This window comes from Variovorax ginsengisoli (assembly GCF_030486595.1).
GTDB classification, from domain to species: domain Bacteria; phylum Pseudomonadota; class Gammaproteobacteria; order Burkholderiales; family Burkholderiaceae_C; genus Variovorax; species Variovorax ginsengisoli_B.
In genome coordinates this window covers 118,535-140,079 of record NZ_JAUJZH010000019.1, presented here as the reverse complement: position 1 = coordinate 140,079, position 21,545 = coordinate 118,535, and the positions used below count along the sequence as shown (strand labels likewise).

At 70.5% G+C, this 21,545-nt stretch carries 21 protein-coding genes; 9 read left to right on the top strand and 12 right to left on the bottom strand.

Annotated features, from left to right (window positions below):
• Position 1: 1 nt before the first annotated feature.
• The 5 genes from QZH52_RS24325 to QZH52_RS24305 are packed head-to-tail and all read right to left on the bottom strand — an operon-like array spanning position 2 to position 5,400.
• A complete protein-coding gene (locus QZH52_RS24325) occupies positions 2–766 on the bottom strand; it encodes an SRPBCC family protein (protein ID WP_301813065.1) in 765 nt (254 codons plus the stop codon).
• A complete protein-coding gene (locus QZH52_RS24320) occupies positions 756–1,232 on the bottom strand; it encodes a (2Fe-2S)-binding protein (RefSeq protein WP_301813063.1) in 477 nt (158 codons plus the stop codon). Before QZH52_RS24320 ends, QZH52_RS24325 begins: the two co-directional genes overlap by 11 nt.
• A complete protein-coding gene (locus QZH52_RS24315) occupies positions 1,229–2,107 on the bottom strand; it encodes an FAD binding domain-containing protein (protein ID WP_301813061.1) in 879 nt (292 codons plus the stop codon). The genes QZH52_RS24320 and QZH52_RS24315 overlap by 4 nt, the downstream gene beginning before the upstream one ends.
• The gene (locus QZH52_RS24310) at positions 2,100–4,397 is read right to left on the bottom strand and encodes a xanthine dehydrogenase family protein molybdopterin-binding subunit (protein ID WP_301813059.1); all 2,298 of its coding nucleotides are present in this window, start codon (positions 4,395–4,397) and stop codon (positions 2,100–2,102) included. The genes QZH52_RS24315 and QZH52_RS24310 overlap by 8 nt, the downstream gene beginning before the upstream one ends.
• A gap of 10 nt (positions 4,398–4,407) precedes the next feature.
• On the bottom strand, positions 4,408–5,400 hold the full coding sequence (locus QZH52_RS24305; RefSeq protein ID WP_301813057.1) for a Bug family tripartite tricarboxylate transporter substrate binding protein: 993 nt from the start codon (positions 5,398–5,400) through the stop codon (positions 4,408–4,410).
• Positions 5,401–5,641: 241 nt separating this feature from the next.
• On the opposite strand from QZH52_RS24305, the gene QZH52_RS24300 reads away from it, so the two are divergent.
• Positions 5,642–6,202: a MarR family winged helix-turn-helix transcriptional regulator gene (locus QZH52_RS24300; protein WP_301813055.1), complete on the top strand. Its 561-nt coding sequence runs from the start codon at positions 5,642–5,644 to the stop codon at positions 6,200–6,202.
• Between the two features lie 4 nt (positions 6,203–6,206).
• Here QZH52_RS24300 and QZH52_RS24295 read toward each other — a convergent pair whose 3' ends face one another.
• Both QZH52_RS24295 and QZH52_RS24290 read right to left on the bottom strand, forming a co-directional pair.
• On the bottom strand, positions 6,207–6,503 hold the full coding sequence (locus tag QZH52_RS24295; protein ID WP_301813103.1) for a hypothetical protein: 297 nt from the start codon (positions 6,501–6,503) through the stop codon (positions 6,207–6,209).
• Positions 6,504–6,567: 64 nt separating this feature from the next.
• The gene (locus tag QZH52_RS24290) at positions 6,568–6,816 is read right to left on the bottom strand and encodes a GlsB/YeaQ/YmgE family stress response membrane protein (protein ID WP_286533785.1); all 249 of its coding nucleotides are present in this window, start codon (positions 6,814–6,816) and stop codon (positions 6,568–6,570) included.
• A gap of 136 nt (positions 6,817–6,952) precedes the next feature.
• Here QZH52_RS24290 and QZH52_RS24285 point away from each other — a divergent pair, with 136 nt between their 5' ends.
• On the top strand, positions 6,953–7,582 hold the full coding sequence (locus QZH52_RS24285; RefSeq protein ID WP_301813052.1) for a YbhB/YbcL family Raf kinase inhibitor-like protein: 630 nt from the start codon (positions 6,953–6,955) through the stop codon (positions 7,580–7,582).
• An 18-nt stretch (positions 7,583–7,600) separates the two neighbouring features.
• On the opposite strand, the gene QZH52_RS24280 is transcribed toward QZH52_RS24285, so the two are convergent.
• Positions 7,601–8,419, bottom strand: a complete 819-nt coding sequence (locus QZH52_RS24280; protein ID WP_301813050.1) for a creatininase family protein — start codon at positions 8,417–8,419, stop codon at positions 7,601–7,603.
• Positions 8,416–9,345: a LysR family transcriptional regulator gene (locus QZH52_RS24275; protein WP_301813048.1), complete on the bottom strand. Its 930-nt coding sequence runs from the start codon at positions 9,343–9,345 to the stop codon at positions 8,416–8,418. Before QZH52_RS24275 ends, QZH52_RS24280 begins: the two co-directional genes overlap by 4 nt.
• A gap of 85 nt (positions 9,346–9,430) precedes the next feature.
• Between QZH52_RS24275 and QZH52_RS24270 the strand changes: the two genes are divergently transcribed.
• On the top strand, positions 9,431–10,441 hold the full coding sequence (locus QZH52_RS24270) for a zinc-binding alcohol dehydrogenase family protein (protein ID WP_301813047.1): 1,011 nt from the start codon (positions 9,431–9,433) through the stop codon (positions 10,439–10,441).
• A 12-nt stretch (positions 10,442–10,453) separates the two neighbouring features.
• On the opposite strand, the gene QZH52_RS24265 is transcribed toward QZH52_RS24270, so the two are convergent.
• Entirely contained in the window at positions 10,454–11,800 is a 1,347-nt protein-coding gene (locus QZH52_RS24265; protein ID WP_301813045.1) for a PQQ-dependent sugar dehydrogenase, read from the bottom strand.
• A 113-nt stretch (positions 11,801–11,913) separates the two neighbouring features.
• Between QZH52_RS24265 and QZH52_RS24260 the strand changes: the two genes are divergently transcribed.
• From QZH52_RS24260 to priA, 5 genes are all read left to right on the top strand, one after another.
• Positions 11,914–12,660 (top strand): alanyl-tRNA editing protein, encoded by a 747-nt coding sequence (locus QZH52_RS24260; protein WP_301813043.1) that lies wholly within the window; start codon positions 11,914–11,916, stop codon positions 12,658–12,660.
• Positions 12,661–12,699: 39 nt separating this feature from the next.
• Positions 12,700–14,892 carry a protein-disulfide reductase DsbD family protein gene (locus QZH52_RS24255; protein ID WP_301813041.1) on the top strand — a complete coding sequence of 731 codons (2,193 nt, stop codon included), beginning with the start codon at positions 12,700–12,702 and terminating at the stop codon, positions 14,890–14,892.
• A gap of 91 nt (positions 14,893–14,983) precedes the next feature.
• Positions 14,984–15,676 carry a redoxin domain-containing protein gene (locus QZH52_RS24250; RefSeq protein WP_301813040.1) on the top strand — a complete coding sequence of 231 codons (693 nt, stop codon included), beginning with the start codon at positions 14,984–14,986 and terminating at the stop codon, positions 15,674–15,676.
• A gap of 58 nt (positions 15,677–15,734) precedes the next feature.
• The gene (gene hemE, locus QZH52_RS24245) at positions 15,735–16,838 is read left to right on the top strand and encodes a uroporphyrinogen decarboxylase (RefSeq protein WP_301813039.1); all 1,104 of its coding nucleotides are present in this window, start codon (positions 15,735–15,737) and stop codon (positions 16,836–16,838) included.
• Between the two features lie 371 nt (positions 16,839–17,209).
• The gene (gene priA / locus QZH52_RS24240) at positions 17,210–19,306 is read left to right on the top strand and encodes a replication restart helicase PriA (RefSeq protein WP_301813038.1); all 2,097 of its coding nucleotides are present in this window, start codon (positions 17,210–17,212) and stop codon (positions 19,304–19,306) included.
• 89 nt (positions 19,307–19,395) lie between these two features.
• Here the strand turns inward: priA and QZH52_RS24235 are convergent, their stop codons facing one another.
• Entirely contained in the window at positions 19,396–19,602 is a 207-nt protein-coding gene (locus QZH52_RS24235) for a hypothetical protein (protein ID WP_286533772.1), read from the bottom strand.
• Between the two features lie 203 nt (positions 19,603–19,805).
• Here QZH52_RS24235 and QZH52_RS24230 point away from each other — a divergent pair, with 203 nt between their 5' ends.
• A complete protein-coding gene (locus QZH52_RS24230; protein ID WP_301813037.1) occupies positions 19,806–20,486 on the top strand; it encodes a hypothetical protein in 681 nt (226 codons plus the stop codon).
• Here QZH52_RS24230 and QZH52_RS24225 read toward each other — a convergent pair.
• Positions 20,459–21,514: an AEC family transporter gene (locus QZH52_RS24225; RefSeq protein WP_436411626.1), complete on the bottom strand. Its 1,056-nt coding sequence runs from the start codon at positions 21,512–21,514 to the stop codon at positions 20,459–20,461. The two genes, QZH52_RS24230 and QZH52_RS24225, sit on opposite strands and share 28 nt — an antisense overlap.
• Between the last annotated feature and the right edge of the window lie 31 nt (positions 21,515–21,545).

Sequence of the window (21,545 nt, the reverse complement as noted above, 5' to 3'; positions counted from 1 at the left end):
ACTACTTCGTCACTTCGCGCAGCCAGGCCGAGCAATCGGCTGCGGCTTCGATCGGCCAGTCGATCTTGAGCAGCGTGTCGCCACGCTGCAGTTCGATGCGGATTTGACGGCCGTCCGCCGCGCTGCCATGGACGAGCCGCGACCACCAGCCGCGGCCCGCTGACGCGGGGGCAGCCGGGACGGCCGTGGGCGTCGTTGCAACCGGCGCCGCAGCGGGCGCCACGACAGCCGCAACGGGCGGCGCGGCAGCTCTGGCTGGTGCCGCAGCCCGGATCGGCGCCGCCGGATACCTCGCCGGCGCGGTGGCTGCCACTGAAGGCCCGCCTTCCAGCCGCGCCACCAGGTTCTGGCCGAACTCCTCCCACATCCGGTCGGCCTTGGTCTTCATGACGCTGAGCCCGAAGGTGCCGAGCCGCCCGAGCATGTCGACCTTGACCTTCATGCGCAGCTCGGTGCGGCCGTCCGGCAGCTCGGCCAGGAACAGCTCGCTCTGCTGCTTCAGCGAGCTGGCGACCGAGGCGTCCTCGCCGGTGCCTTCGCAGCGCAGGTAGCGCGGCGCCTGCTGCTCGACGATGGTCGTGCGCAGCTTGAATTTGGCGTTGATGAAGGAGATCTTGACGTGGATCTGGGCGATGTACTCGACCTCGCTCACGACCTCGATCGACTTCATGCCGGGCACGCAGCTGCCCATCACCTGGGGGTCGAGCAGCATCTGCCAGACCTGCGCCGCGGGCGCGGCGACCGTCATCGTCTTTTCAATTTCCACGCATCTTCTCCGCAGCGTTCAGGACGGATTCGACGATCTGCGTGTAGCCGGTGCAGCGGCACAGGTTGCCGCTGAGGCCATGGCGCACTTCGTCGACCGTCGGGTTCGGGTTTTGGGCCAGCATCGCGCACGACGCCATCAGGAATCCGGGGGTGCAGTAGCCGCATTGCAGGCCGCCGCATTGCATGAAGCTCTGCTGCAGCGGATGCAGCGCATCGCCGCTGCCGAGGCCCTCGACGGTCGTGATGCGGCAGCCGTCGGCCTGCACCGCCAGCGACAGGCAGGACTTGACCACCTCGCCGTCGACGATCACCGAGCAGGCGCCGCAGGTGCCGGTCTCGCAGCCGCGCTTGGTGCCGGTCAGGTGCAGGTCGTCGCGCAGGAAATCAGACAGCATGCGTCGCGCCGGCACCTCCATCGATTGCGCCTCGCCGTTGACGGTGATCGCGATCAGGTGCTTGCTCATTGCTTGTCTCCATCGATGGCCAGATCGAACAGCCGGGCGATGGTGCGCCGGGCCACCACCCGCACCATGTCGCGGCGATAGTCCTCGCTGCCGCGCGAATCCGAGACCGCGAGGATGTCCGCGCTCGCGATCTCGGCCGCCTCGGCCGCCACGTCGGCGGTGACGGCCTTGCCGGCCAGGAAGGCCTCGGCGCGCGCCACGCGGGCCGGGATCGGGGTCGAGGCGCCGACCACCAGTCGGGCTTCGTGGCAGCGGGCGCCGCTGCGGCGCACCGACAGCGCGACGTTGACCAGCGGCCGGTGCTCGGCCGAGGTGCGCCGGAAGCGGGTGTAGCGGCCGGCGGCGTCGGCCGAGGGCGCCGGCACGCGGATGTCGACCACCACTTCGTCGGGCTCGATGGCCGTGACGTAGTAGTCGACCAGGAACTCCTCCATGCCCAGCACCCGCTCGCCGCGCGAGCTGGCCAGCGTGACCCGGGCGTCGAGCGCCATCAGGCAGCTGGGCGGATCGGTGGCCGGGTCGGCATAGCAGAGGTTGCCGCCGATCGTGCCCTGGTGGCGCACCTGCGGGTTCGCCACCTGCGCCGCCATTGCGGCCAGCATCGGGTAGTGCTGCTGCACCAGCGGCGAGCGCGCCACGTCGCAATGGCGCGAAAGCGCGCCGATGCGCAAGCCGTCGCGGGCGTCGAAGGAGATGCCGCGCAGTGCGTCGAGCCGGGCGATCGAGATGATGTGGGTCGGCGTCAGCATGCGCTGGCGCATCGCCAGCATCAGGGCGCTGCCGCCGGCCATCACGCGGCAGTCGTCGCCGAGCTCGGCGAGCATGCGGCTGGCCTCGTCGATCGTGGCCGGTTGCAGGAAATCGAAATCACGCATCACGCGCTCCTTGCAGTTCGCGCAGGCCCGCCAGTACCTTCTCGGGCGTGATCGGCAGGTCGCGGATGCGCACGCCGATGGCGTCGTAGACCGCGTTGGCGATCGCCGGCGCGCCGGGCAGGATGGCGGTCTCGCTGGCGCCCTTGGCGCCGTAGGGGCCGTTCGGATCGTTCGACTCGACGATGCCGCCGCGCAGCATCGGCACCGCGTCGCTGGTGGCCATCGTGTAGTCGGCGAAGTTGCCGTTGGCCATGCGGCCGCCTTCGAGTTGCAGCTGCTCGTAGAGCGCCCAGCCGATCGCCTGTACGGTGGCGCCGTTGGTCTGGCCGTGGATCGCCAGCGGGTTCAGCGCCTTGCCGCAATCGTCGGAGACGAAGCTGTCGAGCACCGTGACCTGGCCGGTCTCGGTGTCGACCTCGACCTCGACCGCCTGGGCCGCGAACGAATAGGCCGGCGCGATGTTGCCGTAGACCTGGTCGTCGTGCATCTGCGTGCGCGCGTCCCAGCTGCCGCTGACCTGCAGGCCCTCGCCGCCGTGCCGCCAGACGTGCAGGCGCGCCAGCATGGCCAGCGTGCAGCTGCGTTCGGGGTCGGCGATGACCCGCACCGTGCCGTTGGCGCATTCGAGCTGCTCGACCGGTCGCTCGAGCTGGGTCGCGGCCAGCGCGAGCAGCTTGTCGCGGGCCATGCGCGCGGCCACGATCGCCGCGTTGCCGCCGGCGATCGTCACTCGCGAGGCCAGCGAGCCGATCGCGATCGGCGAGGTGTCGGTGTCGGGCGGGACCACGTGCGTGTGGTCCAGGGGGATGTCGAGCTCGTGCGCCACCACCTGGCTCAGCATCGTCATCGCGCCCTGCCCCATGTCGGCTTCGCCGCTGTGGATGAAGACGCGGCCGTCTTCGTTGACCTTGACAACCACGGTCGAACCGTCCCAGTTGCCGATCGTGCGGTTGCCGCTGACGTGCATCGCCGCCGCCATGCCGACGCCGCGGCGGCGGGCGCCGGTGCCCTTCGGCGCGGCGCGCTTGGCCTCCCAGCCGATGGCGTCGATCGCCTGGTCGATGCATTCCTTCAGGCCGGTGCTGCCGATCTGCCAGCCGTGGATCGAGGTCTCGCCGGCGCCGATCGCATTGAGCTTGTGGATCGCGACCGGATCGAGGCCGAGCTGCTCGGCCATGGTGTGGATGTGGCTGTTGAGCGCGAACAGCATCTGCGAGCCGCCGAAGCCGCGGAAGGCGCCGTGCGGCGGCGTGTGGGTGTAGACCAGCGTGGCGTGGGAGCGCACGTTCGGGTTGCGGTGCATGTTATCGCTGCGCATCGCGCTCACGTGCATCACCTCGGCCGCCAGACCGCTGTAGGCGCCGCAGTCGGCCACGATGCGCACCTCCTTGGCGACGATCAGGCCGGCGCGCGTCATGCCGAGCTTGAGGGTGATGCGCTCGGGCACGCTCGAGGGCGCCGCCAGGAAGTCCTCGAGCCGGTTGTTGACGAGCCGGACCGGCTTGCCGGTCTTGCGCGCCAGCAGGCCGGCGATCAGGTTGTTGGCGTCTTCGACCAGCTTGCCGCCGAAGCCGCCCCCGGTGGTCGCCTGGTGCACCCGGATGCGCGAGATCGGCATCTCCAGCGCCGCCGCGAGCCTCAGCCGCGCCTGCGTCACCGACTGGGTCGAGGTCCAGACCACCAGCCGGCCATTGGGCTCGAGCGCTGCGACCGTGGCCATCGGTTCGAGGTAGCCCGGGTACTGCGCATGCGTGGTGTAGGTGGCCTCGTGCACCAGGTCGGCCGAGGCGAAGCCGGCGTCGGCGTCGCCGCGCTCGAAGCGGATCTCGTGCGAGACGTTGTTGCGGCCCGGATGGACGCCGGGCGCCTCCTCGTCGAGCGCCTCCTCGGGCGTCAGGATCGCCGGCAGTTCCTCGTACTCGACTTGGATGTGGTCGAGCGCGTCGCGTGCGATCTCCTCGCTCGCTGCCGCGACGGCAGCCACTTCTTCGCCGGCGAACCGGACCACGCCCTCGGCCAGGATGCGGCGCTCCTTGTGATGCACGCCCCACATCACGCGCGGTGCGTCGGCGCCGGTCAGCACCGCCTTGACGCCCGGCAGCGCCAGCGCCGCCGAGGTGTCGATCGCGACGATGCGCGCATGCGGATAGGGGCTGCGCAGCACCGCGCCGTGCAGCATGCCCGCGACCTTGAGGTCGCCCGCGTACTGGGCGCGCCCGAGCACCTTGGCGCGCGCATTCACCTGCGGCACGTCCTGCCCCAGCGTGGACTGGTTGATTCGCGACGTCATGGCGCAGCTTCTAGTCGGCCTGAACGCCCAGGTCGCGGATCACCTTGCCCATCACCTCGTAGTCGGAGGCGTTGGTCTTGCCCAGCAGCTCGGGCGCGCCGCCCACCGGCAGGGCACCGAAGGTGGCGAGCTTCTCGACCACCTCGGGCGACTTCAGGATCTCGTTGAGCTGGGTGTTGAGCAGCTTGACCACTTCGGCCGGCGTTCCCTTGGGCGCGAAGAAACCGTTCCAGGCACCGACCACCACGTCCTTGTAGCCGGCCTCGGCCACGGTCGGCACGTTGGGCGCCAGCTTCGAGCGCTGGGCGTCGCCGATCGCCAGCGGCACCAGCCGGCCCTGCTGGATGTACTGCGTGACCGGGCCGAAAGTGACCCAGGCGGTGTCGACATGGCCTGCGACCACGTCGGTCACCGAGGGGCCGACGCCGCGGTAGGGCACATGGGTGATCTTGACGCCGGCCTCGCGGTTGAGCCACTCGCCGAGGATGTGCATCGGCGAGCCGGCGCCGGGGCTGGCGTAGCTCAGCGGCTTGCCGCCCTTCACGCTCTTGATCATGTCGGGCACCGACTTGACCCCGGCGGCCGGATTGGCGACCAGCACCAGCGGCTGCACCGCCGTCTTGATGATCGGCTCGAAGCCGTGCAGCACGTCGTAGCCCGCGCTCGGCGACAGCTTCATCACCAGCGGCGCGGTGGTGAATGGGTTCGGCGTGAACAGCAGCGTGTAGCCGTCCGCGGGCGCCCGGCCGACGAAGTTGTTGCCGAGCGCGCCGCCCGCGCCCGGCTTGTTGTCGATCACCACCGGCTGCTTGAGGCGCTGCGACAGCTTGTCGGCGAACAGCCGCGCGATGGCGTCGGTGTCGCCGCCTGGCGGGTAGGACACCACGACGGTGATCGGCTTGGTCGGGTAGGCACCGGCTGTCTGGGCTTGTGCGGCACCCAGCGTGGAGGTGAGCACGCCTGCGATGGCGGCGGTGACGAAGAGTCGGCGGGCGGATTTCATCGAGGGGCTCCAGCAAGGGGCATGGGGGTCGGCCAGGGGTCAAACTGTTTGTTTCGCATATGGATCAAGCACCCATCAGAGAAACGTGCAACCGTATTCTTCACTTTTCTTGTTGATCAATCAACTAGGCACAATAGCGTATTGACAAATCAACCGAAATGCTCTGAACAGGTCTTTTCCTGCGTTCAATGAGACGATTCACCCATTGCCCCTGCCGCGAGCGCCCTCACCCGCCCTGACCATGGACCCCAACGAAGAACAAGAAGCCCCCCTGCCACGGCCGGCTGCCGAGGCCGGGTGCGGGCATGACGCATCGCCCTGGACCGGCCTGGAGGAAGGCGGCGCCAGCCTGGCGATCGACGATTTCCTGACCACCATGATGAGTCACGCCAGCAATGCGCTGCGCCGCGCCATCACCGTGCCCTACGCCGAGCAGGCCGGCCTGACGGTGTCGGAGTGGCGCATGCTGTCGGTGCTGGCCGAGGCGCGGCAGCTGCCTTTCATGGAGCTGGTGACGCGCTCGGCGGCCGACAAGGCGCAGGTGAGCCGCACGCTGCGACTGCTCGAGAGCCGGGGACTGCTGTCGCTGCACGCCGAGCAGCTGGGCGCGCGCAAGTGGCAGACCTGCCGGATCAGCCCGCTCGGCCAGGCGCTCTACGAGCAGATCATTCCGCTGGCACGCCAGCGCCAGGCGGCCGTAATCCGCCAATTGAGCGCCGACGACCGGGTGGTGCTCTACCGCGCCCTCAAGACCCTGCGCCGCATCGGCGAGGCCGCCGCGGACGGCCGCGACGCGAAGTGAGGGATCAGGCCTGCCAGACCCCGTAACCCGCTTTGCGCAGCGCGATGCCGAGTTCGACTTCCATCTCGCGCGCCGCTTCGTAGGGCATCGGGTTGTACATCGCGTACAGCGCCGGCAGCAGACGCAGGCCGTGGTCGCGCACGAAGCCGTTGGCCTGGATGCCGGCCTTGTGCTTGTCGAAGCGCACGTCCGGATCGAGCCCGGTCATGCCGACATAGACGAAGGGCATGCCCAGCCGGTAGTCGGGATTGGCGCGCCGGAAGCGCGCCACGTTCCAGACCCGGTCGTCGAGTTCGACCACGTAGACGTGGTGGTGGTGGCGGCTGCGCGCCTTGCGGGCCGGCTTTGCGGGGCCCGGCGCGGGTTCAGGTCTTGCGCTTGACAAGTCCGTACAGGAACAAGAGCACGATCGCCCCGACCACCGAGGCGATGAAGCCCGCGCCCTGGCCCGCCGTGTACCAGCCCATGGCCTGGCCGACGTAGGTCGCGATCAGCGAGCCGGCGATGCCGATCAGCGTGGTGATGATGAAGCCGGCCGAGTCGTCGCCCGGTTTGATCGCCCGAGCCACCAGGCCCGCGACGAAGCCGATCAGAATGGTCCAGACGATGCTCATACGAGTCCTTGGAGTTGTGGGGGCGGACGCCCCAGCCCGGCCGGCGGCGTCCGAATCGATGATAGCGGGCCGCGGCCGACAACGCCTGTCGTCCAGCGCCCGCATCCAACCACCGGCGCTGCTATATAACGGACGAATGCTCGAGAAGCTCCCTGACGTGATTGGCCACGCCCTGCACGGCGTGCGCGCCGGCCTGGACGAAATCGCCTTCAACACCATCGGCCTGCGTGCCGGCATGGCCTCGATCCGGGTCACCAGCCTGGCCTTCGTCGACCATGCGCCGCTGCCCGATCGCTACACGGCCGATGGCGTCGGCCGCTCGCCGCCGCTCGAATGGGTCGGCGTGCCGGCCGACGCGGCCGCGCTGGTGGTGGTGGTCGAGGACGCCGATTCGCCGACGCCTCATCCGCTGGTGCACGCCCTCGTGGTCGATCTGCCGCCCGCGGACGGCAACCTGCACGAAGGCGCCCTGCCGAGCGTCGACAACGAAGGCGACGGCAGCCATGCCGGCCTCAACTCCTACCTCCAGGCGGCCTGGCTGCCGCCCGACCCGCCGCCCGGCCATGGCGTGCATCGCTATGCGTTCCAAGTTTTCGCGCTCGGCACGGCGCCATCGTTCTCGTCCCATCCGGGGCGCGACGAGGTGTTCGAGGCGCTGCGTGCGCATGCCATTGCCAGCGGCCTGCTGATCGGCACCTGCGAACGGCCCGACGGGTCGATCAAGCTGCCGGAATCCGCACCCGCGGGACCGCTGGTCGCCGGCTGATCGGCAGCGGAGCAACGTTCAGGGCAGCGGCTGCGTGTAGGCCGTCGCCAGCGGCAGCCGTGAGACCTCGCCCAGCAGCGCCGCCAGCTGGGCTGCGCTGGCGTCGACAAGTGCCCGGCCCTTGTCCGCGCTCGCGGCGGCGGCGTTGCCGGCCGCACCCGCGGGGTTGTAGTCCTCCATCGCCCAGCCCAACTTCGCGCTGCGGCCGTTGCCGAGGATCGGGTAGTCGGCGGCGCGCTGGCGCGAGGTCGAGCCGAAGTCGCGGGCCGCGCCCATCGCCACCTGACCGGGTGCCAGCGCCAGCATCATCGAGGTCTCCATCTCGCCGGCATGGACGCCGAAGCGGTGCTCGTCGGCGCTGAACTGCGCACCGGCTTCGCCCAGCGGCAGGTTGAACCAGCTGCTGCTGTAGACGATGAGCCCGTGCGCCGCCCGCAGCTCGCGCGCCACGATGTCCATGGCGCCCGAATGCCCGCCGTGGGCGTTGAAGAGCACCAGCTTGCGCAGGCCGGCCCGCGCGACGCCGGCGCCGATCTCGCTCCAGAGCTGGATCAGCGTGGTGGAGGACAGGGTCAGCGTGCCGGGAAAGCGCGCGTGCTCGGGGCTCAGGCCGATCTGCTGGGTCGGCAGGAACAGCACCGGCAGCTCGGCCGGCAGCAGCGGCAGCGTGGCGGCGACGATGCCGTCGACCAGCGCCGAATCGACGCCCAGCGGCAGGTGCGGGCCGTGCTGCTCGGTGGCGCCCAGCGGCAGCACCGCGACCGTGGCGGCCGGGTCGAGGGCGGCGAAATCGCGCGTCGTGAGCTGGGACCAGAAGCGGCTGGCGGGGGCTGTCATGCGGTGATCTTAGGGCCAGTTTCCTGGGTCGGGTTCGACGCGAACTTCAGCGCCAGGAAGTCGACCAGCGCCCGCACCCGCGCCGGCACGAAGCGGCCGCTCGGCAGCAGCGCATGCAGCGGATAGGGCTCGGTGTCCCAGTCGGGCAGCAGGCGCATCAGGGCGCCAGAGGCCACGTCGCGCTGCAGGTCGAGCGCGGACTTCAGGGTGATGCCGTGCCCGGCCAGGGCCCATTCGCGCGCCAGCGAGGCATCGTCGACCACCCGGTCGCCATCGACCCGGACCTCGGTCCAGTGGCCATGGCGGGCGAAGCGCCACAGCCGCTGCCGCCGTCCGCCGCGGTGGAAGGTGAGGCAGTTGTGCTGCAGCAGGTCGTGCGGCGTCTGCGGCGCCGGATGGCGGCGCAGGTAGGCCGGCGAGGCGCACAGCGCCGGACGGGAGTCGGCCAGCCGCCTCGCCACCAGCCGCGAGTCGGCCAGCGGCCCGTAGCGCAGCGCCATGTCGACCTCGTCGCGCATGACGTCGAGCGGCCGGTCGCCGACCGACAGCGCCAGCTGGAGGCCCGGGTGCAGCGCGAGGAAGTCGTCGAACCAGGGCAGCAGCGTGACCCGGGTCAGGTCGGAAGGCGCCGCCACCCGCACCGTGCCCACCAGCGCGCCGCGATCGGCCTGCACCAGGGATTCGCCCTCTGCCAGCAGCTCGAAGGCGCGCACCGCGTAGTCGAGCAAGGTCTGGCCTTGCGGCGTCAGCCGCATCGCCCGGGTCGAGCGCTCGAACAGGCGGGCGCCGAGTTGCGACTCGAGCCGCTTGAGGGTCGCGCTGGCCGCCGCCGGCGTGATGCCGAGCGCCGAGGCGGCCGCCGTGAGCGTGCCGCCGCGCGCCGTGTGGACCAGCACCTGCAGGTCGGCGATATTTTCAATCTTCATTTGAAAGTGAAGCTTTCTTGAGGCCTCTTATCAATTTTCGATTGCCACTCTACATTGAGCGTGTCGCAACGATCAAGGAACTCCCATGAAAGCCGTCGGCTACCGCCAGTCCCTCCCCATCGACAACCCGGCCGCGCTCGAGGACCTCGAGCTGCCGGCCCCGACACCCGGCCCCCGCGACCTGCTGGTGCGGGTGAAGGCGATCTCGGTCAATCCGGTCGACACCAAGGTGCGCCGCAACGCAGCCCCCGAAGCCGGCCAGGCCAAGGTGCTGGGCTGGGACGCGGTCGGCACGGTCGAGGCGGTGGGCGGCGCCGTCACCCGGTTCAAGCCCGGCGACCGGGTCTACTACGCCGGCTCGATCGTCCGTCCCGGCGCCAACAGCGAGCTGCACACGGTCGACGAGCGCATCGCGGCGCTGGCGCCCCGCAGCCTCGACGACGCCCAGGCGGCGGCGCTGCCGCTGACCACCCTCACGGCCTATGAGCTGCTGTTCGACCGCCTCGGCGTGCCCCAGGGCGGCGGCGCCGGCCAGACCCTGTTGATCGTCGGCGGCGCCGGCGGCGTCGGCTCGATCCTGATCCAGCTGGCGCGCCAACTGACCCAGCTGCGCGTGATCGCCACCGCCTCGCGCCCCGAGACCCGGGCCTGGTGCCTCGAGCTCGGCGCCCATGCCGTGATCGATCATTCGAAGCCACTGGCCGGGGAACTGAAGGCGGCCGACTTCGGCGAGGTCGAGATGGTGGCCAGCTTGACGCAGACCGGCCAGCACTACACGCAGATCATCGAAAGCCTCCAGCCGCAGGGCCGGATGGCGGTGATCGACGACCTGCCCGTTCTCGACGCCATGCCGCTGAAGACCAAGTGCATCTCGCTGCACTGGGAAATGATGTTCGCCCGTTCGCGCTTCGAGACCGCCGACATGGCGCGCCAGGGCGAACTGCTGGCCGAGGTGGCGCAGCTGGTCGATGCCGGCCGCATCCGCACGACGGCCAACGCGAGCTTCGGCGCCATCAACGCCGCCAACCTGCGCCGGGCCCACGCGCTGATCGAGAGCGGCAAGGCGCAGGGGAAGGTGGTGCTGGCGGGGTTCTAAGCCCCGTTCACACTACTTTTTCCTGACCCGCCAGACCGCGTTGCCGACATCGTCGGCGACCAGCAGCGCACCGCTGTTATCGAACGCCACGCCGACCGGGCGGCCCTGCGCCTTGTCGTCGGCGGTCAGGAAGCCGGTCAGGAAATCGACCGGCGGACCGCTGGGCCGGCCGCCGATGAAGGGCACGAAGACCACCTTGTAGCCGGCCAGCGGCTTGCGGTTCCAGGACCCGTGCTCGCCGATGAAGGCGCCGTTGGCGAACTCCACGGGCATGGCCCCCGGGCGCGAGAAGGCGATGCCGAGCGGCGCCCGGTGCGAACCCAGCGCGTAGTCGGGCACCACCGCGGCGGCGACCCGGTCCGGGCGCTGCGGGTTCACGCGGGCATCGACATAGCCGCCGTAGTAGCTCCACGGCCAGCCGTAGAAGGCACCGTCCTTGACCGAGGTCAGGTAGTCGGGCACCAGGTCGCTGCCGAGCTCGTCGCGTTCGTTGACCACCGCCCACAGCACATCGGTGTCGGGCTCCCAGGCGAGCGCCGTGGGGTTGCGCAGGCCGCTGGCGAACAGCCGCTTCTCGCCGCTCTTCAAGTCGACCTCCCAGACGGCGGCGCGCCCCTCCTCGGCCTCCATGCCGTTCTCGCCCACGTTGCTGTTGGAACCGACCGTGACATAGAGCTTCGTGCCCTCGCGGTTGGCGACCACGTGCTTGGTCCAGTGGTGGTTGATGCCGGCGGGCAGGTCGGTCACCTTGACCGGCGCCGCCGTGACCTGGGTCTGGCCGTCGGCATACGGCACCTTGACCAGCGCGTCGGCATTGGCGATGAACAGTTCGTTGCCGACCAGCACGACGCCGAAGGGAGAGTTCAGGTTCTGCATGAACACCTGCTTCAGTTCGGCGACCCCATCGTGGTCGGCGTCGCGCAGCAGGGTGATGCGGTTGGCGCTCGGCACCCCGGCGCCGGCGCGCTTCATGACCTGGCTGGTGACCCACTGCTTGATCCGTGCGACCAACCCGCTGCCGCCGTCGTGACTGCCTTCGGGCTTCGGCGGCTTGTTGCTCTCGACCACCAGCACGTCGCCGTTGGGCAGCGTGTAGACGGTGCGCGGATGGTCCAGGCCGCGGGCCAGCGCCGTCACCGCGAAGCCGTCGGGCGCGGTCGGGCCGGCGGTGTCGGTCCAACCCACGACCGGCGCGACATTGACGGTCGGCAGCAGGGCCTGGCGCGGTGCCGGCAGCGTCGGCGTCGGCCCGGTCTCGGCTTCCGGCGCCAGCTTCGCGGCGTCGCCGCAGGCGGCCAGCAGCAGCGCCGCCGCAGCCGGGGCGAGCAGCGAGCGCCGCATGAAAAGGGGTGGGGTCATGGGCAAGTTCATTCTGGCGCCATCCTGCCCGCCCCGCATCGCCGCCGGTGTCGGCTGCGGGCGCTTTCGGGCGTGGGCCGGCTCCCCCGCCGCCGCGCCGCTACCATCGGGCCATGACCGACGACCTGTTCCGCTCCGATGCCTACCTGCGCGACTGCGAGGCCCTCGTGGTCGCCGCGGACGAAGGCGGCATCGTGCTCGACCGCACCGTTTTCTATCCGCTGGGCGGCGGCCAGGCCGGCGACAACGGCCGGCTGGTGCTGGCCGACGGCCGCGAGATCGCGATCGCCGATACCCGCAAGGCCAAGGATGCCGACGGCAGGCCCACCGACCATATCGTCCATGTCCCGGCCGCGGGCCAGGAGGCCCTGGTCGCCGCGCTGCAGCCCGGCGTGCGCGTCACCGCCGCGATCGACTGGGAGCGCCGCCACAAGCTGATGCGCTTCCATACCGCCACCCACCTGCTGTGCCACCTGGTGCCGCAGCCGGTCAATGGCTGCTCGATCACGCCCGACTACGCGCGGCTCGATTTCCACATGACCGACCCGCTCGACAAGGAGGCCCTGACGGCCGGCCTCGCGCGGCTGGTGGCGGCCGCCCATCCGCTGGTGGTCGGCGCCATCAGCGATGCCGAGCTCGACGCCAACCCGGCCCTGGTCAAGAGCATGAGCGTGCAGCCGCCGCGCGGCACCGGCACGGTCCGCACGATCCGCATCGGCAGCGGCGACCAGGCCATCGATTTCCAGCCCTGCGGCGGCACCCACGTGGCGAACACCGGCGAGATCGGCTCCGTGGTGGTCACCAAGATCGAGAAGAAGAGCGCCAACAGCCGGCGCGTGGTGCTGGGGTGGGGCGGATGAGCCGGAACTTCGCCTCGCGCGCCCGCTCCGACTGACGGCATGTCCCTCCTTTCCCGATTCCGCCTCGCGGCATTCCTCTGCGCCAGCCTCGCGGCCTGCCTGCCGGCCGTGGCCCAGCTGTCCGCCAGGACCGGCCCGGTGGTCACCACCCCGCATGTGCGGGCCGAGCTCGTCGCCCATGCCCCCGAGGGCGTGTCGCCGGGCGCGCCGCTCTGGGTCGGCCTGCAGATCGCCCACCAGCCCGGCTGGCACACCTACTGGAAGAATGCGGGCGACTCCGGTCTGCCGACCGAGCTTGCATGGTCCCTGCCGGCGGGCGTTTCCAGCGGCGACATCGCCTGGCCCGTGCCGCGCAAGATCCCGATCGGCAACTTGGCCAACTACGGCTACGAGAACACCGTGCTGCTGCCGGTGCCGCTCAGCGTCGGGGCCGACTTCAGGCCGCAGCCGGCGCTCACTGGCGCGGCCGAGATGGAAGTTCGGCTCAAGGCCTCCTGGCTGGTGTGCAGCAAGGAGTGCATTCCCGAAGACGGGGAATTCCTTCTCAAGCTGCCGCTGCAGGGCTCGACGGCGCTGCACAAGGCCGATTTCGATGCCGCGCTCGCCGCCCAGCCCGCCGCGCTGGCGCAGCCGGGCCGGATCGCCATCGACGGCGACAAGCTGCAGGTGCGCCTCGACGGCCTGCCCGCCGCCGCCCAGGGCAAGACCCTGGAGTTCTTTCCCGAAACCGCCGAGGTGATTCGCACCGGCGCCGTGCTGGGCAAGGACTGGACCCAAACCTGGCAGGGCGATGCCTGGACCGCCACCGTGCCGCTGGCCGACCAGCGCAGCGCCAGCCCCGCCGTCATGCCGGTGGTGGTGGCGCTCGCCGAAGCCGATCGCCAGCCCGGCCAGCCGGCCGCCTGGCGCGCCGAGGCGCCGGTGGCCGGCAGCTGGCCGAGCGTCGCGGCGCCGGCCCAGGTGTCGCCGGCCCTGACGGCAGCGCTCGCGGCCAATGCCACGCCGCCCGCGCCGCGGCCGGCACCGCCCTCGGCCGGCTTCGTCGCCGCCCTGCTCGGCGCGCTGATCGGCGGCCTGCTGCTGAACCTGATGCCCTGCGTCTTCCCGGTGCTGGCGATCAAGGTACTGGGTTTCACGCGCCATGCCGACGACCGCCGCGCCCACCGGCTGGCTGCCCTGGCCTACACGGGCGGCGTGATCCTTTCCTTCCTGGCCCTGGGTGGCGCGATGCTCGCGCTGAGGGCCGCCGGCGCCCAGCTCGGCTGGGGCTTCCAGTTGCAGTCGCCCGCGGTGGTGGCGCCCCTGGCCGCGCTGTTCACGCTGATCGGGCTCAACCTGGCCGGCCTGTTCGAGTTCGGCCGCATGGCGCCGGCATCGATCGGGGCCGTGCAGGCCCGCCATCCGGTGGCCAACGACTTCCTGTCGGGCGTGCTGGCGGTGGTGGTCGCATCGCCCTGCACCGCGCCCTTCATGGGCGCCTCGCTGGGTTTCGCGATCGCCCTCCCCGCCGGCCAGGCGCTGCTGATGTTCGCGGTGCTCGGCCTTGGCCTGGCGCTGCCCTACCTGGCGGCCGGCTTCGTGCCCGCCGTGGCCCGGCTGCTGCCCCGGCCGGGCGCCTGGATGAACACGCTGCGCCGCCTGCTCGCGTTCCCGATGTTCGCCACGGTGGCCTGGCTGGTCTGGGTGCTGGGCCAGCAAAGCGGCATCGACGGCGCCGGCGCCCTGCTGGGCCTGCTCGTCTGCCTGGCGGCGATCGCCTGGAGCCTGACCCTGCGCGGCCGCACCCGCCTGGTGCTCGCCGGCCTGACGGTCGCCCTCACGGCCGTGCTGGCCGGCGCCATCGGCGGCCACGTCGTGCGGCCGCTCGAACCGGTCGCGACGGCGGCGGCGGGCCAGCGCTGGCAGCCCTGGTCGGCCGAGCGCGCCAGCGCCCTGGCGGCGGCCGGGCAGCCGGTGTTCATTGACTTCACGGCTGCCTGGTGCGTGACCTGCCAATACAACAAGCGCAGCACCCTGGCCGATGCCGAGGTGCTGGCCGACTTCGATGCCCGCCGGGTGGCGCTGCTGCGCGCCGACTGGACTCGGCGCGATCCGGCCATCACCGAGGCCCTGATGGCGTTGGGCCGCAGCGGCGTGCCGGTCTACGTGCTGCAGGCGCCCGGCCAGCCGCCCGTGGTGCTGACCGAGATCCTGGGCAAGAATGAACTCCGCGAAGCACTCGCCCGGCTTTGACCCCGGGCCCTAACGGGTTGTCACATGGACATGAAGAATCCGTTCTAAGCTGTCGCGGTTATTGAGTATTTATTCAGGAGTCCCAGCCGACATGTCCACATCGTCCACCTCCGGCTCTCGTTCCTACCGCGCCGCTCGCGATGCCCGCGCGGCCCTCAGCCGGGCTTCGCGGCGCGCCATCATGACCGCCGCGGTGGCGCTCGGCGCCACCTTCATGCTCAACGCCCAGGCCGCCGCGGCGCCTGCGGTCGGCCAGCCGGCACCCGATTTCGTCGCCGTCGACACCGCCGGCACCTCGCACCGCCTGTCGGATTTCGCCGGCAAGTTCGTGGTCCTCGAATGGACAAACCCGGGCTGCCCCTTCGTCGGCAAGCACTACGGCAGCGGCAACATGCCCGCCACCCAGAAGGCCGCCACCGCCAAGGGCGTGGTCTGGCTGTCCATCAACTCGACCGAGCGCGGCCACGGCGACTACCTGAAACCGGAGGCGCTGGCGGCCTGGATGAAGGCTCAATCGGGCGCCCCCACCGCGCTGCTGATGGACGAGGACGGCGTCATCGGCCGCACCTACGGCGCGCGCACCACGCCCCACATCTTCATCGTCGACCCCAAGGGCACCCTGGTCTACGCCGGGGGCATCGACAGCATTCCCTCGGCCCGCGCCGAGGACATCAAGACCGCCACCAACTACGTCAACCAGGCCTTGGGCGAGGCCTTCGGCGGCAAGGCGATCAGCGCCGCCGCGACCCGCCCCTACGGCTGCTCGATCAAGTACAAGACCTGAGAGCGCCTCCGGGCGGCCGGCCCGGCCCCCGCCCGGACTCCCCTGCGACAATCGGGGGATGCCTTTCGCCCCCCTGAAGAACGACACCTTCCTGCGCGCCTGCTGGCGCCAGGCCACCGACCACACGCCGGTCTGGTTGATGCGCCAGGCCGGGCGCTATCTGCCCGAATACCTGGCGACCCGGGCCAAGGCCGGCAGCTTCATGGGCCTGGCCACCAACGTCGACTACGCGACCGAAGTCACGCTGCAGCCGCTCGAGCGCTTCCCGCTCGATGCCGCGATCCTGTTCTCCGACATCCTGACGGTGCCCGACGCGATGGGGCTGGGCCTCTCGTTCGAGGCCGGCGAAGGCCCGCGCTTCGCGCGGCCGGTGCGCGACGAGGCCGGCATCGGGGCCCTGGCCGTGCCCGACATGGACAAGCTGCGCTACGTCTTCGACGCGGTCGCCTCGATCCGCCGCGCGCTCGACGGCCGGGTGCCGTTGATTGGATTCTCGGGCAGCCCCTGGACCTTGGCCTGCTACATGGTCGAAGGCGCGGGATCGAGCGACTACCGGCAGGTCAAGACGCTGCTCTACAGCCGCCCCGACCTGATGCACCGCCTGCTCGCGGTCAATGCCGATGCCGTGGCCGCCTACCTCAACGCCCAGATCGACGCCGGTGCCCAGGCCGTGATGGTGTTCGACAGCTGGGGCGGCGTGCTGGCCGACGGCGCCTTCCAGGCCTTCAGCCTGGCCTACACGCAGCGCGTGCTGTCGCAGCTGCGCCGTGACGGCGCCGACGGCCGGCCGGTGCCGCGGATCGTGTTCACCAAGGGCGGCGGGCTCTGGCTCGAGGACATGCAGCCGCTGGCCTGCGAGGTGCTGGGCCTGGACTGGACCGTGAACCTCGGCCAGGCCCGCGCGCGCGTCGGCGAAGGGCCCGGCGGCAAGGCCCTGCAGGGCAACATCGACCCCAACGTCCTGTTCGCGCACCCGCGCCAGATCGAGGAAGAAGTGGCCAAGGTGCTGAACAGCTTCGGCCGCCCGCACACCGACCCCGACAGCACCGGCCCGACCCACATCTTCAACCTCGGCCACGGCATCAGCCAGTTCACGCCGCCCGAGCATGTCGCGACCCTGGTGGCCGCGGTGCATGCGCAGTCGCGGATGCTGCGTGCTTGAGCGTTTTGTTATGACTTGTAAGTACCTGAGAACGGCTGCCCGGCGTTTGTCAAGCGCCAAAAGCGTAAGGAGGGACTGACTTATGCACAAAACAGCTGTTGCGGTGCGCAAAATCCGCCGAGCCGCGATCTGGCCTGCTCCTAAAGCGATAGCGAAGCTAAGTCATTGATTCATATAGGGTTTGAACTTTGCTTTTTTTACGGGCATTCCAGCCGGAGCCTTGATTTTCAAGGGTTCGCGCGGTGTCGAGCCCTGATATCAACAAAGTTATCCACAGAAACTCTGGATGGACCGCAAAGCACTGGAAAATCAACGACTTATGCTGTTTTGCTCAATTTCGCTTTAACAAACGTGCCTAGCCGGAAGCTGCCTTGAATTGGTGCATCGACGTCGCCGTACAAACTCCGGCGCACAGTGCACTAGGGGATGTACTTAGCTACAAAAGCCCCGTGGCTGTGGCGCCGGGCGCACTGGTGCGGGTGCCGCTGGGCCGCCGCGAGGTGCTGGGTGTGGCCTGGGCGGTGCGCAGCGCCGGCGAGGACCCGGGCTCGGAGATCGAACTCAAGCCGATCGCCGGCGTGCTCGACGCGCTGCCGCCGCTCGGCGACGGCTGGCGCGACCTGGTCGCCTTCGCCGCCCGCTACTACCAGCGCTCGCTCGGCGAAATCGCGCTGGCCGCCCTGCCGCCGCAGCTGCGCGACCTGAGCGCGGTCCAGCTGGCGCGGCGGCTCAAGCGCCAAGCGCCGGCCGCGTGCGTCGGCGGCGAACCGGCGGCCGCCGTGGTGGCGCTCACAGCCGAGCAGACCGAGGCACTGGCCCGCTTCGAGGCCGAGCCCGGCCCCTTCCTGCTGTTCGGCAGCACCGGCAGCGGCAAGACCGAGGTCTACCTGCGCAGCGTGGCGACGCTGCTGGCCCGCGAGCCGGCGGCGCAGGCGCTGGTGATGGTGCCGGAGATCAACCTGACGCCGCAGCTCGAGGCGCGTTTCAAGGCGCGCTTCGGCGCCGACGCGGTGGTCTCCCTGCACAGCGGCATGACCAACCCCCAGCGGCTGGCGAGCTGGCTGGCGGCGCACGGCGGCGCGGCGCGCATCGTGCTCGGCACCCGGATGGCGGTGTTCGCCTCGATGCCGGCCCTGCGCCTGATCGTGGTCGACGAGGAGCACGACCCCAGCTACAAGCAGCAGGAGGGGGCGCGCTACTCGGCCCGCGACCTGGCGGTCTGGCGCGGCCGCCGCGAAGGCGCCAAGGTGATCCTCGGCTCGGCCACGCCCTCGCTCGAAAGCTGGCACCGCAGCCGGCCGGCCGAGGGCGAGGATGCCGGCGGCAGCTACCGGCGGCTGGCGATGCCCTCGCGGGTCGGCGCCGGCGCGCTGCCCGCGGTCCGGCTGGTCGACATGAACCTGCAGCCGCCCAAAACCGTGCTGTCGGGCGCGCTGCTCGACGCCATCGGCCAGCGGATCGCGCGCGGCGAACAGAGCATGGTGTTCCTGAACCGGCGCGGCTACGCGCCGGTGCTGGCCTGCGGCGACTGCGGCTGGAAGAGCGAATGCCCGCACTGCAGCGCCTTCCGCGTCTTCCACAAGATCGACCGCACGCTGCGCTGCCACCACTGCGGCTTCACCGAGCGCGTGCCGCGCGCCTGCCCGGCCTGCGGCAACCCGGACATCGCCCCGGTCGGCCGGGGCACCGAACGGCTCGAGGAGCATCTCGGCGAGCTGTTCGCGCCGGTCCGGCGCCCCGACGGCAGCGCGGTGCGCATCGCCCGCATCGATGCCGACAGCACGCGCAAGCAGGGGGCGCTCGAATCGCAGCTGGCCGCGGTCCATGCCGGCGAGGTCGACGTATTGGTGGGGACGCAGATGATCGCCAAGGGCCACGACTTCCGCCGCATCACGCTGGTGTCGGCGATCAACCCGGACGGCGCGCTGTTCTCCAGCGATTTCCGGGCGCCCGAGCGGCTGTTCGGCCTGTTGATGCAGTCGGCCGGCCGGGCCGGCCGCGATGCCGCCTATCTGACGGCGCAGCAAAGCAGCGCCGAGATGTGGATCCAGACCCATCATCCGCAGCATCCGCTGTTCGCGGCGCTGCTTCGCCACGACTATGCGGCCTTCGCCCAGGGCGAACTGTCGGAGCGCGCCGCCGCCGGCATGCCGCCCTTCGCCTTCCAGGCCCTGCTGCGCGCCGACGCGCGCACCCAGGAGGCCGCGCAGGCCTTCCTGAACGCCGCCAGCGCGGCCGCCGAGGCCCTGCCCGGCGCCGACCGGGTCACGCGCTATCCGGCGGTGCCGTTGACGATCCAGCGGGTGGCGAACGTGGAGCGGGCGCAGATGCTGATCGAGAGCGGCTCGCGGGCCGCCTTGCAGAAGCTGCTGGCCGGGTGGCAGCCGCTGCTGCACGGGCTGCGCCGGCAACCCGAGGGGAAGGGCGTGATTCGCTGGCTGGTGGATGTGGATCCGCAGGCCATCTGAATACTTTGTGGCACAGAGCAAAAACTGCGCAGCAGTTTTTGCTCTGTCCTCAACTGACTAGGTTGTCTCCGCCCCCAACTGACGAAGAATCAGAGCAACCCGACCGGCTCCTTCCCCATCTCCACATACTGCAGACCCGAGCGGCGGCGTCTGACCGCACCCGGCAGGGCGAACATCAGCAGGCTCAGCAAGGCCGCCGCCAAGGCGGCACCGGTTCCGAGCGAACCGCCGAACCAAAGCCAGCCGACAGCGGCCAGCCACACCATCCACAGCACCGTGCGCGTCCAAGTCGTCATGCCACTCTCCCGATCCATGCGCCCACTGTAGCAGCGCTAAGGAATACCTAAGCATTAGTCAAACGGAATACTTCACACTATCTGCTTCTGCGAAGCCCCGTTGTAGGAAATACTCTGCAACAACAGTTGACGAAGCGCCGACGCGCTGTCCAAGCTATGGTCGCAGCGGGACCTACTGCGGGGTCTTGCGAAAGGGTCACTTCGTGAAGACGCTATCAGGGACTTTGTGGGGCCTTGTACTGGCTGGCCTGACCGCCGGCGCGCCAGCGGCGGACCTGGAGCTCGAGGGCAACCGCTTGCTGGTCAGCGGGACGCTCGACGGCAGCGCGGTGAAGGATTTCGAAACCCATCTGGCCGGCGGAAAGGTTCGCACCGTGGTGTTCGAGAACGCCTTGGGCGGCTCGGCCGAGGTGGCCGGCGACTACGCCCGCGCCATCCAGGCGGCGGGCGTGAACACCGAGGTCAAGGGCCAGTGCCAGGCGGCCTGCGCCTATGCCTTCCTGGCGGGCAAGGAGCACCGCTTCGGACGCGGCTTCCAGGTCCACGCGTTGCTGATCCCGATGGTCGGGCGGCCGCAGCCCGCCGAACTCGTCACCCGCTGGCGCGGCGACGAAGCCCAGCACACGCTGGCCGAGTTCACGACGCCGGCCGGCGGGGCCGCTCACGGCGCGAGCGATGCGGCTGCCGCGCCGGCGATCGCGCCCGAGGACGGCGCCAAGGAGCGGTGGCAGCCCAACCAGGGCGTGCTGTTCACCTCCTCGCCGACGCTGTTCGGGCGGGTCCGCAACACCTTCTATTGCGACGGTACGCAGGGGCGCGACCTCTCGCGCTGCGAGCTGCTGCCCGACGCCGATCCCTACAAGCTCGGCGTGCTCACGCCCTGACCCAGCCAGCCGGCCGCCAGCGGAAAGCTGAAGAACGCGGCCACGGTGGTCCACAGGATGATGCGGGCGATGCGCCCGTCGTCGGCGCCGAAGCGCTCGGCCAGCATCGAGACATTGCTGGCGCTGGGCAGTGCCGCGGCCAGCACCATCGCGACCAGCGCCGGCCCGCCGAGCGGCACCCCAAGCGCCCGCACGCCATGCGCCAGGGCCCACACCAGCAGCGGATGCGCCAGCAACTTGATCGCCACCACGGGCAGCACGTCCGCCAGCGCCGCCTGGGACGGCGGCGAGCGGCCGGCCGCACTGCCCAGGGCCTGCGCGACCGCCGCGCTGGCGCGGTGTTCGCGCGCCAGCACCGCCGACCGGGCCAGGACCGCGCCGATCGTGAACAGCGCCACCGGCGAGGCCGCCTCTGCCAGCATCGCGACCGTGCGCTCGATCGGGCCCGAGAACGTGAAGCGGGTCGCAGAGGCCAGCACGCCCAGCAGGATCGACCAGGGCATCGGATTCTGGAAGATGCCGCGCAGCGCCTGCCGCAGGGCCTTGGCAGCGCCATGCCCGTCGGCGCCGTCGAGCCGCGACAGCGCGATGCAGAGCGACGAGGTGACCACCATGTCGAAGGCCATCGTGATGATCGTGGTCGATGCCGCCTGGGCGCCGAGGATCGCCACCAGCAGCGGCACGCCCATGAAGCCGGTGTTCGGAAAGGCCGCCACCAGGGCCCCGAAGGCCGCGTCGTTCCAGCCGATGCGCCCATGGCGGCTCAGCGCGACCGTGGCGCCGACCACGATCAGCGCGCTCAGGCACCAGACCAGCGCGACGCCGCCGTCCAGCAACTGGCCGATCGGTGCCCTGGCGCCGAAGCGAAACAGCATGCAGGGCAGCGCGAAATAGAGCACGAAGGCGTTCAGCCCCGGAATCGCCGCCAGCGGCAGCAGGCCGCCGCGGGCCGCGGCATAGCCGGCGGCTATCAAGGCGAAGAAGGGAACGGTGACGAGGAAGATCTGCAGCACGCGGCGATTGTCCATGCGCGGCGCGCCTACCACAGTCGGGCGGCCA

Excerpts from the sequence above, each read along its gene's own strand:
- QZH52_RS24305 (WP_301813057.1), bottom strand. The coding sequence starts at position 5,400 with ATGAAATCCGCCCGCCGACTCTTCGTCACCGCCGCCATCGCAGGCGTG.
- QZH52_RS24320 (WP_301813063.1), bottom strand. The coding sequence starts at position 1,232 with ATGAGCAAGCACCTGATCGCGATCACCGTCAACGGCGAGGCGCAATCG.
- QZH52_RS24270 (WP_301813047.1), top strand. The coding sequence starts at position 9,431 with ATGAAAGCCGTCGGCTACCGCCAGTCCCTCCCCATCGACAACCCGGCC.
- QZH52_RS24225 (WP_436411626.1), bottom strand. The coding sequence starts at position 21,514 with ATGGACAATCGCCGCGTGCTGCAGATCTTCCTCGTCACCGTTCCCTTC.
- QZH52_RS24265 (WP_301813045.1), bottom strand. The coding sequence starts at position 11,800 with ATGACCCCACCCCTTTTCATGCGGCGCTCGCTGCTCGCCCCGGCTGCG.
- QZH52_RS24280 (WP_301813050.1), bottom strand. The coding sequence starts at position 8,419 with ATGACAGCCCCCGCCAGCCGCTTCTGGTCCCAGCTCACGACGCGCGAT.
- QZH52_RS24275 (WP_301813048.1), bottom strand. The coding sequence starts at position 9,345 with ATGAAGATTGAAAATATCGCCGACCTGCAGGTGCTGGTCCACACGGCG.
- QZH52_RS24290 (WP_286533785.1), bottom strand. The coding sequence starts at position 6,816 with ATGAGCATCGTCTGGACCATTCTGATCGGCTTCGTCGCGGGCCTGGTG.
- QZH52_RS24310 (WP_301813059.1), bottom strand. The coding sequence starts at position 4,397 with ATGACGTCGCGAATCAACCAGTCCACGCTGGGGCAGGACGTGCCGCAG.
- QZH52_RS24260 (WP_301813043.1), top strand. The coding sequence starts at position 11,914 with ATGACCGACGACCTGTTCCGCTCCGATGCCTACCTGCGCGACTGCGAG.
- QZH52_RS24315 (WP_301813061.1), bottom strand. The coding sequence starts at position 2,107 with ATGCGTGATTTCGATTTCCTGCAACCGGCCACGATCGACGAGGCCAGC.
- QZH52_RS24300 (WP_301813055.1), top strand. The coding sequence starts at position 5,642 with ATGGACCCCAACGAAGAACAAGAAGCCCCCCTGCCACGGCCGGCTGCC.
- QZH52_RS24285 (WP_301813052.1), top strand. The coding sequence starts at position 6,953 with ATGCTCGAGAAGCTCCCTGACGTGATTGGCCACGCCCTGCACGGCGTG.
- QZH52_RS24255 (WP_301813041.1), top strand. The coding sequence starts at position 12,700 with ATGTCCCTCCTTTCCCGATTCCGCCTCGCGGCATTCCTCTGCGCCAGC.
- hemE (WP_301813039.1), top strand. The coding sequence starts at position 15,735 with ATGCCTTTCGCCCCCCTGAAGAACGACACCTTCCTGCGCGCCTGCTGG.
- QZH52_RS24250 (WP_301813040.1), top strand. The coding sequence starts at position 14,984 with ATGTCCACATCGTCCACCTCCGGCTCTCGTTCCTACCGCGCCGCTCGC.
- QZH52_RS24235 (WP_286533772.1), bottom strand. The coding sequence starts at position 19,602 with ATGACGACTTGGACGCGCACGGTGCTGTGGATGGTGTGGCTGGCCGCT.